Origin of the sequence: Pseudomonas oryzagri, from assembly GCF_020831405.1 — a bacterium.
Lineage (GTDB): Bacteria > Pseudomonadota > Gammaproteobacteria > Pseudomonadales > Pseudomonadaceae > Geopseudomonas > Geopseudomonas oryzagri.
Genome location: NZ_JAJHPU010000019.1, coordinates 267,105 through 284,344, shown reverse-complemented (window position 1 = coordinate 284,344; position 17,240 = coordinate 267,105). Strand labels below are relative to the sequence as shown.

The following is a 17,240-nucleotide window of genomic DNA, read 5'->3' as shown; positions in this document are numbered from 1 at the left end:
GGATATGCACATGGCACGCGCGCTTCGCCGCTCGACCGACCGCCGCCTGGCGCGGCGCGGCAGGGGCTTCACCTTGCTGGAAATCCTCGTGGTCCTGGTGATCCTCGGGCTGATGGCCAGCCTGGTCGGTCCCCAGGTGTTCAAGCAGTTGAGCGGCTCGAAGACCAAGGCCGCCCAGTTGCAGATCCAGGAGCTGAGCGGGGCGCTGGATCTCTACCGCCTCGAACTGGGCAGCTATCCCACCAGCGAGCAGGGCCTGGACGCGCTGATCACCAAGCCGCGCAACGTCGACAACTGGAACGGCCCGTACCTGAAGAAGAGCGTGATCCGCAAGGACCCGTGGGGCAACGACTACCAGTACCGCTCGCCCGGCCAGAACGGCGACTTCGATCTGTGGAGCCTGGGCGCGGACAACCGCGAAGGCGGCGACGGTGAAAACCGCGATGTGCGCAGCTGGGAATGAGGCGCGCGGCTTCACCCTGATGGAATTGCTGGTGGTGCTGGTGATCGCGGGGCTCGCGGTCAGCCTGGTCGGCCCGGGATTCCAGCGCCTGTTGCCGGGGCTCGGCCTCGAGGCCGAGGCCCGCAGTCTGGCGGCCATGCTGCGGCATGCGCGCAGCCAGGCGATCCTCTCCGGCGCGCCGGTGAGCATCAGCCAGGACGCGCAGAGCGACGACCTGCGCCTGAGCTACCGCGAAGCTCCCTACCGGCCGCGCAACGGGATCGAGGTGACCCTGGAGGGCGGCGAGAGCGGCGGCGGCGAGGCCGGCGGGGCGCAGATCCTCTTCTTTCCGCCCGGCGACTCTTCCGGCGGCAGCATCACCGTCAAGCTCGAGGAAGGCCAGAGCCGGGTCATCGTGGTCGACTGGCTGAGCGGTCGGGTCGAGCGCAGTACCGAGGAGGAGCAGGAACGGCTCAAGGCGGCGCGCGAAAAGGCCGAGAAGGCCCGCCTCAAGGAACTCGAGCGCAGGAGACATGGCGTCGGGGAATCGTTCGATGAAATGTAGGCAGCGCGGCTTCACCCTGCTGGAGGTGCTGGTCGCCTTCCTTATCCTCAGCCTGAGCATGGCGGTGCTGCTGCGCATCGTCTCCCAGTCGCTCGGCTCGCTGGACCGCGCCGAGCAGTACCAGGTCGCCCTGCAACTGGCCGAATCCAAGCTGGTGGAGGTCCTCGCCCAATTGCGCTGGGACAGCCGCGGCGAGCACCAGGGACGCCTCAGCGGGCGCTACCGCTGGAAGAGCGAGGTCGAGCGCTTCCAGTTCGACAACCAGGAGCCCGGCGGGCAGTACGGCGTGATGCCCTGGCGGGTGCAGGTCACGGTCAGCTGGGGGAGCCGGCCCAACGAGCAGCTCAGCCTGAGCACCATCCGGCTGATGCGGGAGCAGTGATGAAACGCGTGGCGGGGTTCACCCTGATCGAGCTGCTGGTGGCGATGAGCCTGGCGACCCTGGTGTCGCTGCTGGCCTACGGCGGCCTGCAGGTGGCGATGGGCGCCTGGAAGGCGGTCGACCAGCGCCAGCGCGAGATCGAGGACAACTACCTGGCCCAGGCGCTGCTGCGCCGCCTGCTCGAAGGCCCCGAGGTGGTCACCCTGCGCGACGAGGAGGATGTGCAGCAGCTCGCCTTCCGCGGCGACGAGGAGGGGGTGATCTTCGTCAGCCGGCTGTCGACGCTGGACGACAGCGATCAGCTCTACTGGGTGCAGCTGCTGCAGGACAAGGCGCTGTCCAGCGAGGGACAGCGCTGGCAGCTGCTGATGCGCTACATGCCGATGATGGAGATGCGCGCGATGGACTGGAAGCTGCTGGTCGACAGCCTGGAGCACGATGGCGAGCAGAAGGTGCTGCTCGACGACCAGCCGCGCTCCCTGCGCTTCGCCTATCTGGAGCAGCTGACCGAGGGCGGTAGCGAATGGCAGTCGGAGTGGCAACAGCAGCAGGCGCTGCCGGCGCTGATCCGCATCACCCCGGCGCGGCGCAAGCAGGGCGCGCTGGCGGAACTGGTGGTGGCGCCGAGGAACATGGCCTATGTCGTGCTCAGCGGCAAATGAGCGGGCGCGGCGCAGCGCCGGGGTCGCCCTGGTCAGCGTGCTCTGGCTGCTGGTGCTGCTGTCGATGCTGGTGCTCAACCTTTCCTCCGGCAGTCGCACCGAGCTGCAGCTGGCGGGCAACCTGCGCCAGGCCGCCGCCGCCCGCCACGTCGCCGAGGCGGGGATCAACTGGGGCGCGTGGAGCCTGATGCAGGCCAACACCGCCGGCTGGCTGGCCGACGGCAGCACCAAGACGCTGAAGCTGGACGGCATCAGTGTGGAGGTGGCGCTGTTCGACGAGCAGGGCAAGATCGACCTCAACGAAGCCGACCCGGTGCTGCTGCAAGGGCTGTTCGAGTCGGTGGGCCTGGACAAGAAGGTCGCCGAGGCGCTGGCCGCCGCGGTGGTCGACTGGCGCGACGAGGATGGGCTGGTCACGCCGCTGGGCGCCGAGGAGGAGGAGTACGAGGCCGCCGGCCTGACCGGGCCGGCCAACACGCCCTTCGAGGAGGTCAAGGAGCTGCGCAAGGTGCTGGGCATGAGCGAGGCGTTGTACCACCAGGTGCGCCCGGCCCTGACCATCGACTCCAACAAGGCCGAGATCAATCCGCTGGTCGCGCCGCGCGAGGTACTGCTGGCGCTGCCGGGTATCGATCCGGGGAGCATCGACAACTTCATCGAGGAGCGCCGGCGCAACTACGAGAGCGGCGAGCGGCCACCGATGCTGAACAGCGTGGATTCGCGCTTTCTGGCGCCCAACGCCCCGGGGGTGAACTACTCTATCGTTACCCGGACTGCGGTAAGTCCGAGCATACAGATCAAGCGACAGCTTCTGATTCACCTGCGCGGTGGGGGGCAGGGTCTGGAGGTTCTGGACGACACGCCGCCGGAGTGAGGGGACGGCCACGGCCGCAGTCCCGTTGGGGAAGGGGGAGGGCGATGAACGATCGCTTGCAGCTGGCGAGGCTGGGCACCCTGGCCGGGACGCTGGGCGGTCTGGTCGAGCAATTCTGGCAATGGTGGAGCGAGGAACTGATCGGCCTGCTCCCGCCGCGCTGGCAGCAACGCCTGCACCAGCGCGGCACGGTGCTGTGCATCGCCATGGACGATCAGCAGTGCCGCGTCGGCTACGGCAACTTCAACCAGATCGAAACGGTGGCCAGCGCCCCGGTGGGCGCCGAGGACGAGTGGCCTTCGTTCGTCACCGACCCCCTGCTGACCCGCGCGCCCAAGGCCGACAAGGTGGTCCTGCTGCTGCCGCCGGGCAGGACGCTGCGCAAGGTCATCGCCCTGCCGGCGGCCACCGAATCCGGCCTGGACAACGTGCTGCGTTTCGAGATGGACCGCCATACGCCGTTCTCCAGCGACCAGGTCTATTTCGGCTATCGAATCGTCCAGCGCGACCGCGCCCACCAGCGCCTGCAGGTGGAGCTGCTGGTGGTGCCGCGCGACTATCTCGACGGCCTGCTGCAGCGCCTCGACGAGCTGGGCGTGCATCCGGCCACGGTGAGCCTGGGCGGTGGCGAGGACAACTGGAGCGGCAACGGCATCAACCTGCTGCCGGGCAGCCGCAGGCGCGAGCGCCGGCGCGACTGGCGCACCGACCGCCGCCTGCAGGCCGGCCTCGGGCTGGTGGTGCTGGCGCTGCTGGTGGGGTTTCCGCTGCTCGAGCAGCGGCGCGAAATCGCCAACCTGACCGAGGCGCTGGAGAAGCCCAGGGCCGCGGCCGAGCGGGCCGCCCAGGTGCGCGCCGAGCTGCAGCGCCTGGAGGGCGGCGGTGGCTACCTGCGCGCGCAGCAGGAGAAGGCACCGGCGATCCTTCTGACCCTCAACGAGCTGACCCAGCTGTTGCCGGACACCACCTGGCTCAGCCGCTTCGAGCTCAGCGAGGATCGCGTGCGCATGGAGGGCGAGTCCGCCGAGGCCTCGGCGCTGATCGCCCTGTTCGAGAAGTCGCAGACCCTGCAGAACGTCACCTTCGCCTCGCCGATCACCAGCAATCCCAGGACCCAGAAGGACCGCTTCAGCCTGCTCGCCGAGCGCAAGGTCGCCGCCGCCGGTGAGGCGCCGCCGTCCGCCTCGCCCGAAGCGACGGAGAAAACCGGGAAAACGGAGAACGCGGAGCAGACGGAGACGACACCATGATGCCGCAGCGCCTCCGCCAGCTGCTGGCGGTCGCCATCCTGGTGGTGGTGGTGTTCCTCCTGCTGGGGCTGGTGGTCGGCCCGCTGCTCGCCCAGTTCCGCAGCGGCCAGGAGCAGATCGACGACCTGGAGCAGCGTCTGGCGGTCTATCAGCGCCTGATCGCCGAACTGCCCGCGCAGGAGCAGCGTCTGGCCGAACTCAAGCGCGACAACCCGGTCAGCCGCCTGCTGCTCGCCGAGAGTCGGCCGGCGCTGGCCGGGGCCGAGCTGCAGCAGCAGATCACCCGGCTGATCGGCGAGATGGGCGCGCAGCTGGTCAGCGTGCAGATCGTCACCACCGCCGACGGCGAGGCGCCGGTGGCCTCGGTGGGCCTCAAGGTGCACCTGCGCGGCGAAACCGAGCAACTGGTCCGCCTGCTCTACGCGCTGGCCTGGCACGAGCCGTTGCTGCTGGTGGAAAACCTGGTGGTGCTCAGCAATCCGCGGGTCGACATGCAGCGCTTCCGGCGCGCCGAGGACATCAAGGCGGTGCCTTCGCTGGACGTCACCTTCGACCTCAAGGGCTTCATCGCCAAGACGGAGGCGCCATGAGCCGCCGCCTGACGGTCTGCCTGCTGCTGCCGACCCTGCTGCCCTGGCTGGCGGTGCGGGCGCAGGAGCCGGAGGCGCCCATGGCGCGGCCGGACTTCAGCCAGTTCAACCAGATGATCGAGCGGCCGCTGTTCAGCAACACCCGTCGACCGGCGGCGGTGCTGGATGCGCCCACCGAGAGCCTGGATGCGCAGAAGCTGCGCGAGGTCTGGCGGCTGAGCGGCATCGTGCTGGAGAACGACCAGCAGATGGCCATCTTCAGCGAGCGCCAGGGCGAGCTGCGCCTGCGCCTGGAAGTGGGCATGGCCCTCGCCGACGAGTGGCGGCTGCGGCGTATCGAGCGCGACCGGGTATGGCTGGGCAACGACGGCACCGAGGTGGAGCTGTTGCTGCGCGAACCGCAGGCCCACCAGGAGCCGGACCAGGCGGACAAGGCGGAAAAGCCGCCCAAGGCGCCAGCCGGCAAGGAAAAACCGGACAAACCGGCCAACGCGCCAGCGGACAAGGACAAATCGGGCAAACCGGCCGCGCCGCCAGCCGCGGCGCCGCCGGGCGCGCCGAGCGGCACGGCACCGCCGAAAGGCCGCACGGCCCTCGTCGAGCCGGTCCGCAGAGGATGAAAGGAGAAGGCACATGATGATGCTCAGGCGTTTCGGCGGGCCCCTGCTGTTCGGTGCGTACCTGGTGCTGGCCGCCTGCGCCGCGATCCCCGGGGGCGACCGCGCGGTGCTGGACAACCCGTGGGGCAAGAAGAGCGAGGCGCTCGGGACGACTGCCCCACCCAGGGTCGCCATCGAGCATGAGGGGCCGTTGCGCCGGGATACCGCCTCGCCCGTGGAAGCGCCGGTGCGCGGCCCCAGGGCGGAGATCTACCGGGGCACCGGCGCCACGGTCAACCTCGCCGGCGGTTCGGCGGCGGCAGCGGAGGCGGAGGGCGACATCACCCTCAACTTCCAGCAGACCGAGATCGCCGAGGTGGTCAAGGTGATCATGGGCGAGATCCTCGGCCTCAACTACGTGCTGGACCAGAACGTCACCGGCACCGTCAGCCTGCAGACCAGCCGGCCGCTGACCCGCGAGGCGCTGCTGCCGACCCTGGAGACGCTGCTCGAGGTCAATGGCGCCGCCCTGATCCGTTCGCAGAACTTCTACGAGATCGTGCCGCTCGAGGCGGCGCCCTCGGCGGGCCTGGTGCCGCGCCTGGATACCAAGCAGATGCGCGGCTACCAGCTGCTGGTCGTGCCGCTGCGCTACATCTCGGCCGCCGAGCTGATGAAGATTCTCGAGCCGCTCAAGCCGAGCAAGGGCCTGATGACCGTCGACGAGCGCCGCAATCTGCTGATGGTGGCCGGCAGCCAGGAGGAGCTGAACAATATCCGCGAGACTGTGCAGCTGTTCGACGTCGACCAGTTGCGCGGCATGTCGGTCGGCCTGTTCCGCCTGCAGTCGGTGGAGGCGGGGGTGGTGCTCAAGGAGCTGGAAACCATCTTCGGCGACGCTTCGGGCGGGCCGCTGGCGGGGATGATGCGCTTTCTGCCCATCGAGCGGCTCAATGCGCTGCTGGTGATCACCCCGCAGAGCAAGTACCTGGACGACGCCCAGGCCTGGATCGAGCGTCTGGACCGCGCCGAGGGCGGCCAGGGGTCGAGCATGTTCGTGTACTACGTGCAGAACGGCAAGGCCGAGACCATGGCCGAGGTGCTCACCCAGCTGTTCGAGGGCAAGGCCAAGCCGAAGACGGAAGGGGAAAGCGGCAACGGGAACGGCAGCATGGACACCAACGCGCCGCCCCCCCTGACGCCGGCCGAGGGCGAGGCCCCGGCAGCCGAGCCGGCCCCCGCGGAGCCGGTGCTGATCGGCCCCGGCGGCGAGGGCACCAGCCTCGCGGTCGGCGAGGTCAGCATCATCGCCGACGAGGAGAACAACGCCCTGCTGATCATGGCCACCGCCACCGACTACGACAAGGTGCTCAAGGCCATCCAGAAGATCGACATCCTGCCGCTGCAGGTGCTGGTGGAGGCCACCATCGTCGAGGTGACCCTGGAGGACGAGCTGCGCTACGGCCTGCAGTGGTTCTTCAAGAACTCCATCGGCGGCATGCGGGGCCTCGCCGTGCTGGGCGCGGGCCGGCCCTTGGTCGGCCCCACCGACCTGACGCCGACCGGCTCCTACACCGTCATCGAGGACGGCGAGGCGCGGGTTCTGCTCGATCTGCTGGCCCGCGACTCCAAGCTCAACGTGGTGTCGTCGCCCACCCTGATGGTGCTGGACAACCGCACCGCGTCCATTCGCGTCGGTGACCAGGTGCCGATTCGCACCTCGGAAACCACCAACACCAGCGGCGTGGTCGCCGAGCCGGAAGACCCCTCCGCGCTGGTCACCAGCACCATCCAGTACCGTGACACCGGCGTGCTGCTGGAGGTGACGCCGCGGGTCAACGCCGGCGGCATGATCACCCTGGAGATCACCCAGGAGGTGAACGACGTCAGCGATACCCAGACTTCCGGCATCGACTCGCCGACCATCAACCAGCGGCGCATCGCCACCAACGTGGCCATCCAGAGCGGCGAAACCCTGGTGCTGGGCGGTCTGATCAAGGAGGACGAGGGCCGCGCCAGCGAGGGTCTGCCCTACCTGCGCCATATCCCGGTGCTCGGCTGGCTGTTCGGCAGCCAGGGCAAGTCGAAGAGCCGCACCGAGCTGGTGGTGATGCTCACCCCGACCGCAGTGACCAAGCTCGACGAGGCCCGCGAGGTGACCCGCGAATACCGCAACAAGCTCAAGGACGTGACCCTGCCGCAGGATGTCTGGCTGGATCGGGGGCGACAGCTCTGAGCATGCGCGGCGCGGGGTGGGTGGCGAGGCGCGGGGCGGGCTCAAGGCCAGGCGCCTGCCTCACTTTCCCCGGACGCTGTTAACGCGCCTGAACAGCTCGCCCATGCCCCCTGTTCGCCAGAGCCCCCGGAAATACTGGAGGCCAGGCTTGGCAGGCGTTTCACCTGTTTCGTGCGCTGAACAAGCGGCGCCCGACTTCGCCCGCCATGAGCGGTCATTGACGGCTTTAGAACATAAATCCTTTTAAAAACAAATACTTAAAAAATTGGCACAACTCTTGATTGAGTGCGGCCGAGGAGAGAGCGTTGTCCTCCGGAAAAATGGGCCAGACCGAGCGTGAGAGCTGCAAGAAGGTCGCGACCCGCCATAACCGCACAGATCCACAGCCGTCCCCTGGCCTTGGGGATTCCGAGGCCGGCGGAGTCACCGTTCAAGAAGAACGGGTGGCTGAGTGCACCGGTACTCCGCGGGAATCGGGACCCGGTGCGGGAGCAGTGATATGCGTAGTCCATTGTTCAAGAAACTGCCGAGCTGTCTGCTCGGCGCCGTGATCGCGGCCTCGACGGCCATGTCAGTACCGGTGCATGCCGTGGATGGCAACCCGCCGGGACTGTTCGAGCTGGATGGCAACATTCCAGAAGGCACCACGGCAGGGGATGACTGGGGCAGCCTGTACGCCAACACCGCCGCCAAGGCCAACCTGATCACCTTCACCGGCATCACCGCCGACCCGGCACCGGCCAGCATCTTCACCCAGGGCGGCTCCAAGGACGTCAACGACGTAAACCAGTGGAAACACACCAACGGCTCGGTACCGGACAAGGACGACATCACCAACGCCTACGCCGCGGCCTACAACAACCCGACCGACGTCTGCTTCAACGGCACCACGGCGGTGACCTGCGCCGCCGGACAGACCCCGGTGCACCGGGCGGGCGACATGATCGTCTACTTCGGCCTGGACCGCCTGGCCAACAACGGCGATGCCTTCGCCGGCTTCTGGTTCTTCCAGGACGACGTGGCCCCCGTGGCCGGTGGCACCTTCAGCGGCCTGCACGTGGCCAAGACCGCCACCACCCCGGGCGACGTGTTCGTGATCGTCGAGTACCCGCAGGCGTCCGGTGCGGTGCCGGTGATCAAGGTCTACGAGTGGGACCCCAACGACGTCGACGGCGACAAGAACTGGGACCCGGACGAATCGACCAAACCGCCGAGCCGGGTATCCAGCCCGCTGGACCTGCTGGTCAGGGTGGCCGACGCCGAGTGCGACCTGGCCGGCGGCAAGGTGGCCTGCGCCATCAGCAACCTGGAGCCGCAAGCCGCTCCGCCGTGGCCCTACACGCCCAAATCGGGTACCGGCCTGCCCTTCGAGAGCTTCTTCGAGGGCGGCATCAACGTGACCCGGCTGCTGGGCAGCACGCCGTGCTTCGCCAGCTTCCTGGCCGAAACCCGCTCGTCTTCCTCGCAGACCGCCCAGCTGAAGGACTTCGTGCAGGATGCCTTCCCGGTCTGCGGCGCCAGTGTCGTCAAGAATTGCTCTGCGGAAATCAGCGCGGGTGGTGACTCGGCCCAGGTGAACTTCACCGGCACCGCCACCAATACCGGTGGTCAGTCGATCTACGTCGAACTGGCGGACAACCAGACCGGCGCCGACTTCACCGCGGTGTGCTTCGATACCACCGGCGTCAGCGGCAAGTGCGACGGCACCGATGCCGCCCCGGCGGATCTCCTGCTGGGCAGCACTGCCAGCTTTACCCTGGCCGCGGGACAGACGGTGTTCTACGAGGGCAACTATCCGGTGGCGACCCCGGTCACGCAGACCTCGTTCAGCGATACGGTGACCCTGACCTTCTACGCCAACAGCAACAAGACCGCGGTGCTGGGGACCGCCACGGATGATGCGACCTGTCTGCTGGATGTCCATCCTGACCTGAGCATCACCAAGGTCTGCGATCCGGAAGGCGCCGGCGTACGGCTGGAGGTGGTAGACGGCAAGGTGGTGGTCGCGGTGGACAACAAGATCACGGTCACCAACGACGGCCAGGAGGCACTGAGCAATGTGATCATCGAGGACTCGCAGGTGCAGAGCCTGACCAAGGTGTCCGGCGGGACCAACCTGACCTGCACGGCCGCCACCAGCAGCGCGGTGGCCAGGTGTACCGGCAGCATGGCGTTCGGGGAAGTCGTGGTATTCGAGCAGGCCTACTACCCGGACACCATCACTGGTGACCCGAACGATCCGAGCACCGCCTCCTTCTCCAACACCGCCAGTGCCCAGGCTACGGGAGCCCTCAGCGGCACCGCGGTGCCCAAGGAGGAGGCCACTGCCAACTGCGTGCTCTGCCCGCCGCATACCAACTGACCACGGAGTAACGGCGGCCCGCCGGGAACGGGCCGCCCGCTTGAGTGAATGGGCGCTGCCATGCAGCGCCCATTTTCTCGATGCCCCCAGGACGAGCCACTGTTTCTACCCTGTTGCCAGTCAACGGGTTTGCTCCTTGCCCCCCTATTCGCACTCCCTCCCTGGCAAGCCCGTCCTGCCGGCGGGAGCTGTCGATCCGCAAGCGAGCTTCACCCCATCTTTCATCCTCTGCTGAGGCGGGGCGAACTCAAGTTTCAGTGCCTGTATCACTTTGCTGGGACACTGTTAACCCGGCTGAACAGTGCGCCAATGCTCTTTGTTTGCCAGAGCCCGCGGAAATGCTGGAGGCCAAGGCAGGCAGGCGTTTATCAGGCTTTTCGCCTGTTTCACCGACTGAACAGGCGGCGTCCGGCTGCTTCTGCCGTGAACGCTCGTTCGCGGCTTATAAAAATAAAAACTCTTTAAAAACAATTACTTAGTAAATTGGCACAATCCTTGATGGGGTGCTGCCGAGGAGAGAACGCTGTCCTCCGGAAAAATGGGCCAGACCGAGCGTGAGAGCTGCAACAAGGTCGCGACCCGCCATAACCGCACAGATCCACAGCCGTCCCCTGGCCTCGGGCGATGCCGAGGCCGGCGGAGTCACCGCTCAAGAAGAGCGGGTGGCTGAGTGCACCGGTACTCCGCAGGAATAGGGGCCCGGTGCGGGAGCAGTGATATGCGTAGTCCATTGTTCAAGAAGTTGCCGAGCTGTCTGCTCGGCGCCGTGATCGCGGCCTCGACGGCCACCTCGGTGCCGATCTATGCCGTGGACGGCAACCCGCCGGGACTGTTCGAGCTGGATGGCAACATTCCAGAAGGCGCCACGGCCGGGGATGACTGGGGCAGCCTGTACGCCAACACCGCCGCCAAGGCCAACCTGATCACCTTCACCGGCGTCACCGCCGACCCGGCACCGGCCAGCATCTTCACCCAGGGCGGCTCCAAGGACGTCAACGACGTCAACCAGTGGAAACACACCAACGGCTCGGTACCGGACAAGGACGACATCACCAACGCCTACGCCGCGGCCTACAACAACCCGACCGACGTCTGCTTCAACGGCACCACGGCGGTGACCTGCGCCGCCGGACAGACGCCGGTGCACCGGGCGGGCGACATGATCGTCTACTTCGGCCTGGACCGCCTGGCCAACAACGGCGATGCCTTCGCCGGCTTCTGGTTCTTCCAGGACGACGTGGCCCCGCAATCCAATGGCAACTTCAGCGGCAACCACGTGGCCAGGCGGGACGACCCCAACTCCAGCGATCCCAACGTGTTCCTGCCGGGCGATGTGTTCGTGATCGTCCAGTATCCGCAGGCCAGCGGCGCCGTGCCGGTGATCAAGGTCTACGAGTGGGACCCCAACGACGTCGACGGCGACAAGAACTGGGACCCGGACGAGTCGACCAAACCGCCGAGCCGGGTATCCAGCCCGCTGGATCTGTTGATCCGGGTGGCCGACGCCGAGTGCGACCTGGCCGGCGGCAAACTGGCCTGCGCCATCAGCAACCTGACTGCGCAAGCCGCTCCGCCGTGGCCCTACACGCCCAAATCGGGTACCGGCCTGCCCTACGAGAGCTTCTTCGAGGGCGGCATCAACGTGACCCGGCTGCTGGGCAGCACGCCGTGCTTCGCCAGCTTCCTGGCCGAAACCCGCTCGTCTTCCTCGCAGACCGCCCAGCTGAAGGACTTCGTGCAGGATGCCTTCCCGGTCTGCGGGATCAGCGTGGCCAAGGACTGCGCGGCTGAGCTCAACTCCGACGGCGACGGCGTCGTGGTGAGCTTCAACGGCACCGTGACCAACACCGGCGGCTCGACCATCATTGGCTACGTCAAGGACGACCAGAGCGGCGCCACCATCGACAGGGTCTGTGTCGATACCGGTGCCCAGGGTTGCGCGGACGATTCGGATGTCACCGGGCTGGTCAAGCAGTCCGACGGCAGCGCCTACTTCCCGCTAGGTGCAGGGGTGACGGTGCGCTACGAGGGCAGCTACAGCATCGCCGGCTTGCCCTCGGGACCGTTGACCGACGAGGTCACCGCGCTGGGCTTCCAGGACGAGGATGACGTGGATACGCCGTCCGCGGCGATCGTCTCCGCCAGCGACACGGCCGAGTGCAGCTTCGACGTCAATGCGGGGCTGGCTGTGGTCAAGGATTGCAGCGTGGCCTTCCTCAATGGCGACACGGCCGAAGTGACCATCTCCGGTACGGTGGAGAACACCGGCGATGTGCCGCTGAGCAACGTGACCGTGACCGACAGCGACTTCGGCGCGCTGACCTTCCCGACCACCCTGGCCGTCGGCGCGGCGGAGCCCTTCACCAAGACCATGACGGTAGCCTACGCCAACCTGGCGCCGAGCGTCTCGGCACCGGACGCCGACGGCAAGGTCACCGTGACCCTGAACCACAGCGATACGGTGACTGCCTCGGGTAACGTGCTGGGCAGCGATGGTTCGACCGTACTGGATACCGCGTCGAATTCCGACAGCGCCACGTGCAGCGACACCTTCACCCGCGACATCAACCTCGCCAAGGAATGCGACGAGGTCGTCCTGGTTCCGGAGAACGGCAAGCTGGTGGTGAAGGCCAAGGTCACGGTGACCGTGAGCAATACCGGCGAGGAGGATCTGACGGTGACCTCGCTCACCGACAATCCGGCGGTCACCTTCGACACGGCAACTCCGTTTGCCCTGCCGGCAGGTGGCGCTCCGGTGGTGGTCAACGGCTTCTACTTCCCGACCTCGGCCAGCGAGATCGGCGGGCCGCTCACCAACCTGAGCTTCCCGGATACCGCCAGCGTGAGCGCCACCGGCGCCTTCAGCGGCGCGAGCGCTACGGCGAGCGACAATGCCGACTGTCCGCTGTGCCCGGCGCCGACCCCGTGACGGGAGACCCTTAGGGGAAAGTCCGGATCGGTCGATCCGGCGCAAGGACCAAGGCGATGGGGAGCGATCCCCATCGCCTTTTCCGTGCCCTTTCGCCGGCCGGGTGGCGCGGCAAATGCCCTTGCAGCGGGTTCCAAATCTGATGCCGAGCCTGCCGGCAAGGCCGGCGGTGCGCCATGTCGCGGCGAAAGGCCCGTTCCAGGGCAGTTGCAAGCTGGTGGACGGTCTTTTGCCGCGCCCTGCACGGGGTCCGGGGGTGGGGTCCTATGAAACCTTTTGTTACGTCACGTGAACAAAATTTCACATGCCGCCTCTGCGCCCTCAGGCCTTGCGTGTGCTGGGCCGGGGCCGGATTACGGCCGGAAAGAGGCCGCAGTTTGTTTCAGCACTGGCACAGGAAAACCGCGATTCGGCCCGGCCCAGGCTGACGGAGCTGCCAGGGCGGACCAGCTCCCTGTGAGTTTTCTAACTGAATCAATAGGTTATGAATTTGGCTCGATAATTGAATATAGGGGTACGAGGAGGTCCGCGGGCCCCCGGTTTCGGTCGCTGTTCTGTGAATGCGAATTTTGTCAGTGCGTCATTCAGATGAGCGGAAACCGTTGAATACATGCCCCGACGCTACGGTTGTTTGGCGGGAGAGGGATGACGCGGTCAGTTGCGCGGGGTGGTTGCATCTTCTGGCGGCAGTTGGATGTAGCCAGGAGGGAGGAACGATGCAATGCAGACGCACAAATTCCTGCGCAAGCTATCTCGAAGCCTGCTCAGCGCGGCTTTGGTAGCCGGAATTGCGACGACGGCGGGAGTGTTCGCCGGCAATGATCACAACGGCCATGACAACGGCAATGGCAACGGCAACGGCATGAATGACAACCTTGCGGGGTTGTTCGAACTGGATGGCAACACGGTGGATGACACCGCTGTCCCCGGCGACGACTGGGATTCCATCTTTCTGGGCACCAACGTAGGCACTCCGGCCGCTTCGACCGGCATCCTGGCCGACCCGGCCCCGCTCTCCATCTTTACCGGCGGCGGCTCCAAGGACGTCAACGACATCACCGACTGGCGACACACCGACGGCAGCGTCCCGGACAAGGACGACATCACCAACGCCTACGCCGCCGGCTACATCAACCCTACCGACATCAGCCACAACGGCGAGGTGGTCCACCACGCCGGTGACATGATCATCTACTTCGGCCTCGACCGTTTCGCCAACAACGGCGACGCCTTCGCCGGCTTCTGGTTCTTCCAGAGCGACGTGGGACTGAACGAGGACGGCACCTTCAGCGGCGAGCACACCGCGCGCGACGGCGATCAGCGGGGCGACCTGCTGGTCCTGGTGGAATATCCCCAGGGCGCCAACGCCCAGCCGGAAATCAAGGTCTACGAGTGGGATCCCGCGGACGCCGATAACGACAACGTAGCCCCCAACCTGGACGAGATCTACAGCTCGGATGAGGGCAAGTGCGACGGCTCCGGCGACCAGCTGGCCTGCGCCATCACCAACGTCGACACCCTGACCAATGCCCCGGCCTGGGACTACACGCCCAAGCGCGGTCCGGCGTCCGATCTGCCCAGGGAGAGCTTCTTCGAGGGTGGCATCAACGTGACCCAGCTGCTCGGCGGGGTAACCCCGTGCTTCAGCAGCTTCCTGGCCGAAACCCGCTCCTCGCGTTCGGAAACCGCACAGCTGAAGGATCTCGTGCTGGGCAATTTCGACCTGTGCGCGCTGACCGTGACCAAGACCTGCGCAGCTGAAGTGAATACCGACGACGGTGGCAACAGCCTCGTGGTCAACTTCAACGGCGAAGTCACCAACAGCGGCGGTCTGGCGATGGACAACGTCACCGTGACCGACGACAACGGCACCCCGGACGACGCCACCGACGACCAGGTGGTCTTCGGCCCGGCCACCCTGCAACCGGGTGAGACCCAGCCCTACAGCGGCAGCTACGAAACCACGGCGATCCCGGCCACCGATCAGGTGACCGCAACCGGTTCGCGTGGCAGCGCCACCGTCGAGGCCAAGGCCGATGCGAGCTGTTCACCGGAGGTCACTCCGGCGATCGAGGTCGACAAGGCCTGCACCGCGACACTCAGGGAAGATGGCTCGGGCATCGACGTGGCGTTCAACGGCACCGTGACCAACACCGGCAATGTGGCTCTGGAAAACGTCACCGTGGTCGACGACAACGGCACGGCGGATACCGGGGACGATGTGACGGTACTCGGTCCGGTCAACCTGGACGCTGGGGCTTCCCTGCCCTATAGCGGTACCTCCGGGGTCACCGGCAGCAATACCGCCACCGACCATGTGGTGGCCAGTGGTAGCGATGTACTGACCGATGCCGCGGTGAGCGACACGGCCGAAGCCACTTGCCTCGCGGACACCAATCCGGTGGTCGCGGTCACCAAGCAATGCACCGCTACGGTCAACGACAGTGGCGACGGCATCGTGGTGGCCTTCAACGGCACCGTGAGGAACGACGGCAACGTGATCCTCAACGATGTCACCGTGGTCGACGACAGCGGCACCCCGGGCGACACCAGCGATGACGTGACGCTGATCGAGAACGCTACGCTGCCGGTCGGCGGTTCGCTGCCCTTCGAGGGCACGTTCCCCAGCAGCAGCCCGAACTCGACCGATATGGTGACGGCAACCGCCGCCGATTCGCTGACCGGCTCTACGGTGTCGGCCAACGGCTCGGCCACCTGCGCCGCCGACGTGGCTCCGGCCATCGAGGTGACCAAGCAGTGCACCGCTGCCGTCAATGGCGAGGGTACGGCCATCGACGTGATGTTCAACGGCACGGTGACCAACACCGGTAACGTGGACCTGGAGAACGTCGCTGTGGTGGACGACAACGGGACCCCGGCGGACACCAGTGACGACGTGACGTTGCTCAGCGGTGCCACCCTGCAGGTCGGGGAGTCGGTACCGTTCGAGGGCAGCTTCACGAGCAGCAGCGCCAACTCGACCGACGTGGTAACGGCAACCGGCCAGGATGTAGTGACCGACCAGGCCGTGTCGGACACCGAGACGGCCAGCTGCGCCGCGGACGTGGCTCCGGGCATCGCAGTGACCAAGCAGTGCACCGACGCCACGGCGTCCGATCAGCCGATCATGTTCGACGGAACGGTGACCAACACCGGCAACGTCGCCCTGCTCGGCGTAACGGTGGTGGACGACAACGGCACTCCGGCGGATACCTCGGATGACGTGACCTTCACCCTCCCTGACCTGGCTCCTGGAGCTTCCGCGGACTACAACGGCAGCTACAGCCCGGGCACCGGTACCTTCACCAACACCGTGCTGGCCAGTGGTGCCGATGCCATCCTGAGTGGCGCCTTCACCGCTACCGCCAGCGCTACCTGCGAAGTGCCGCCGCCGCCGGAAGGTTCTTGCACTCCCGGCTTCTGGAAGAACAGCACCGGTAGCTGGGTAGGCTACAGCCCGAGTCAGACCGTGGATTCGGTGTTCAGCCTGCCGAACGGGGCGATCAGTGGCCAGTTGAGTGGCGATACCTTGCTCGAGGCCCTCAACTACCGTGGCGGCCCCAATGTGGTCGGTGCTGCGCGGATCCTCCTGCGTGCCGCCGTGGCCTCGCTGCTCAACGCCGCCCACCCGGATGTGGACTTCCCGCTGACCGAGTCGCAGATCATCCTGCAGGTCAACGCCGCACTGGCCACCCGGGACCGTGGCACCATCCTGGCCCTGGCCTCGCAGCTGGATGACGACAACAACGCTGGCGATTGCCCGCTGCCGAACGACAATTCGAACGGCGGCAACGGCAACGGCAACGGCAACGGCAATGGCAATGGCAACCACGGACGGTGAGCGGTGAGCGTCTGGCGTCAGGGATGACGCCAGGCCCGATCAACAAAGCCAAAGCGCAGGGCAACGCCCTGCGCTTTTTTTTGCCGCTTCAGCTTCGGAAACCTTTTGTTACGTCGAATGAACAATCGTGGGGAATCCCTCGCGTGCCGCGAGGCCCCATGTTTTCTGGGCTCCGGCCGGATCATGGGCCGCAGCGGGCCTCAGCCTGTTTCAGGGCTGAGACAGAAAATCGCGATTTCGCCGGCCACATCCATGGAGACGGCGCTTCGAGCCCCGCTCTTTCCTGAATAGTCAAAGAAGATCAGTCGCTTAGAAAAATGGCGCGTTTATTGAATATAGGGGTGCGAGGAGGTCTGCGGATCTCCGGTTTCGGTCGCTGCTCGGCAGGTGCGTAACACAGGGGGGGTATCGGGAGAGCGGAAACCGATGGCAAATGTACCCGACGCTGCATGACGTCGGCGGGAAGGGATGACCGTGCGGGCTGCGACGGGGTTGTTGCGTCTTCTGG

12 protein-coding genes are annotated in these 17,240 nt (G+C 66.5%); all 12 read left to right on the top strand.

Annotation, left to right across the window (positions count from 1 at the left end; genetic code table 11):
* Positions 1-10: 10 nt before the first annotated feature.
* The 12 genes from gspG (at position 11) to LMJ29_RS09060 (ending at position 16,732) form a co-directional block, all read left to right on the top strand.
* Entirely contained in the window at positions 11-463 is a 453-nt protein-coding gene (gene gspG / locus LMJ29_RS09115) for a type II secretion system major pseudopilin GspG (RefSeq protein WP_229605207.1), read from the top strand.
* The gene (locus LMJ29_RS09110) at positions 432-1,007 is read left to right on the top strand and encodes a GspH/FimT family pseudopilin (protein WP_229605206.1); all 576 of its coding nucleotides are present in this window, start codon (positions 432-434) and stop codon (positions 1,005-1,007) included. The genes gspG and LMJ29_RS09110 overlap by 32 nt, the downstream gene beginning before the upstream one ends.
* Complete coding sequence (locus LMJ29_RS09105; protein ID WP_229605205.1) at positions 997-1,389, top strand: type IV pilus modification PilV family protein; 393 nt, start codon at positions 997-999, stop codon at positions 1,387-1,389. The genes LMJ29_RS09110 and LMJ29_RS09105 overlap by 11 nt, the downstream gene beginning before the upstream one ends.
* Positions 1,389-2,051, top strand: coding sequence for a PulJ/GspJ family protein (locus tag LMJ29_RS09100; protein ID WP_229605204.1), 663 nt, complete (start codon positions 1,389-1,391; stop codon positions 2,049-2,051). The genes LMJ29_RS09105 and LMJ29_RS09100 overlap by 1 nt, the downstream gene beginning before the upstream one ends.
* Positions 2,029-2,925, top strand: a complete 897-nt coding sequence (locus LMJ29_RS09095) for a type II secretion system minor pseudopilin (protein WP_229605203.1) — start codon at positions 2,029-2,031, stop codon at positions 2,923-2,925. The genes LMJ29_RS09100 and LMJ29_RS09095 overlap by 23 nt, the downstream gene beginning before the upstream one ends.
* A 44-nt stretch (positions 2,926-2,969) precedes the next feature.
* Positions 2,970-4,175 (top strand): PilN domain-containing protein, encoded by a 1,206-nt coding sequence (locus LMJ29_RS09090; RefSeq protein ID WP_229605202.1) that lies wholly within the window; start codon positions 2,970-2,972, stop codon positions 4,173-4,175.
* Positions 4,172-4,765, top strand: a complete 594-nt coding sequence (gspM, locus tag LMJ29_RS09085; RefSeq protein ID WP_229605201.1) for a type II secretion system protein GspM — start codon at positions 4,172-4,174, stop codon at positions 4,763-4,765. Before LMJ29_RS09090 ends, gspM begins: the two co-directional genes overlap by 4 nt.
* Complete coding sequence (locus LMJ29_RS09080) at positions 4,762-5,385, top strand: hypothetical protein (RefSeq protein ID WP_229605200.1); 624 nt, start codon at positions 4,762-4,764, stop codon at positions 5,383-5,385. The genes gspM and LMJ29_RS09080 overlap by 4 nt, the downstream gene beginning before the upstream one ends.
* Positions 5,386-5,398: 13 nt before the next feature.
* Positions 5,399-7,600, top strand: coding sequence for a type II secretion system secretin GspD (gene gspD, locus LMJ29_RS09075; protein WP_229605199.1), 2,202 nt, complete (start codon positions 5,399-5,401; stop codon positions 7,598-7,600).
* Positions 7,601-8,099: 499 nt separating this feature from the next.
* Positions 8,100-9,962 carry a hypothetical protein gene (locus tag LMJ29_RS09070; RefSeq protein WP_229605198.1) on the top strand — a complete coding sequence of 621 codons (1,863 nt, stop codon included), beginning with the start codon at positions 8,100-8,102 and terminating at the stop codon, positions 9,960-9,962.
* Positions 9,963-10,680: 718 nt separating this feature from the next.
* Positions 10,681-12,891 (top strand): hypothetical protein, encoded by a 2,211-nt coding sequence (locus LMJ29_RS09065; protein WP_229605197.1) that lies wholly within the window; start codon positions 10,681-10,683, stop codon positions 12,889-12,891.
* Positions 12,892-13,612: 721 nt separating this feature from the next.
* Positions 13,613-16,732 carry a DUF7507 domain-containing protein gene (locus tag LMJ29_RS09060; RefSeq protein ID WP_229605196.1) on the top strand — a complete coding sequence of 1,040 codons (3,120 nt, stop codon included), beginning with the start codon at positions 13,613-13,615 and terminating at the stop codon, positions 16,730-16,732.
* Positions 16,733-17,240: the final 508 nt, after the last annotated feature.

Coding starts and splice junctions, on each gene's coding strand:
- LMJ29_RS09060 (WP_229605196.1), top strand. CDS start 13,613: ATGCAGACGCACAAATTCCTGCGCAAGCTATCTCGAAGCCTGCTCAGC.
- LMJ29_RS09105 (WP_229605205.1), top strand. CDS start 997: ATGAAATGTAGGCAGCGCGGCTTCACCCTGCTGGAGGTGCTGGTCGCC.
- gspG (WP_229605207.1), top strand. CDS start 11: ATGGCACGCGCGCTTCGCCGCTCGACCGACCGCCGCCTGGCGCGGCGC.
- LMJ29_RS09065 (WP_229605197.1), top strand. CDS start 10,681: ATGCGTAGTCCATTGTTCAAGAAGTTGCCGAGCTGTCTGCTCGGCGCC.
- LMJ29_RS09095 (WP_229605203.1), top strand. CDS start 2,029: ATGTCGTGCTCAGCGGCAAATGAGCGGGCGCGGCGCAGCGCCGGGGTC.
- gspD (WP_229605199.1), top strand. CDS start 5,399: ATGATGATGCTCAGGCGTTTCGGCGGGCCCCTGCTGTTCGGTGCGTAC.
- LMJ29_RS09080 (WP_229605200.1), top strand. CDS start 4,762: ATGAGCCGCCGCCTGACGGTCTGCCTGCTGCTGCCGACCCTGCTGCCC.
- LMJ29_RS09090 (WP_229605202.1), top strand. CDS start 2,970: ATGAACGATCGCTTGCAGCTGGCGAGGCTGGGCACCCTGGCCGGGACG.
- LMJ29_RS09100 (WP_229605204.1), top strand. CDS start 1,389: ATGAAACGCGTGGCGGGGTTCACCCTGATCGAGCTGCTGGTGGCGATG.
- LMJ29_RS09070 (WP_229605198.1), top strand. CDS start 8,100: ATGCGTAGTCCATTGTTCAAGAAACTGCCGAGCTGTCTGCTCGGCGCC.
- gspM (WP_229605201.1), top strand. CDS start 4,172: ATGATGCCGCAGCGCCTCCGCCAGCTGCTGGCGGTCGCCATCCTGGTG.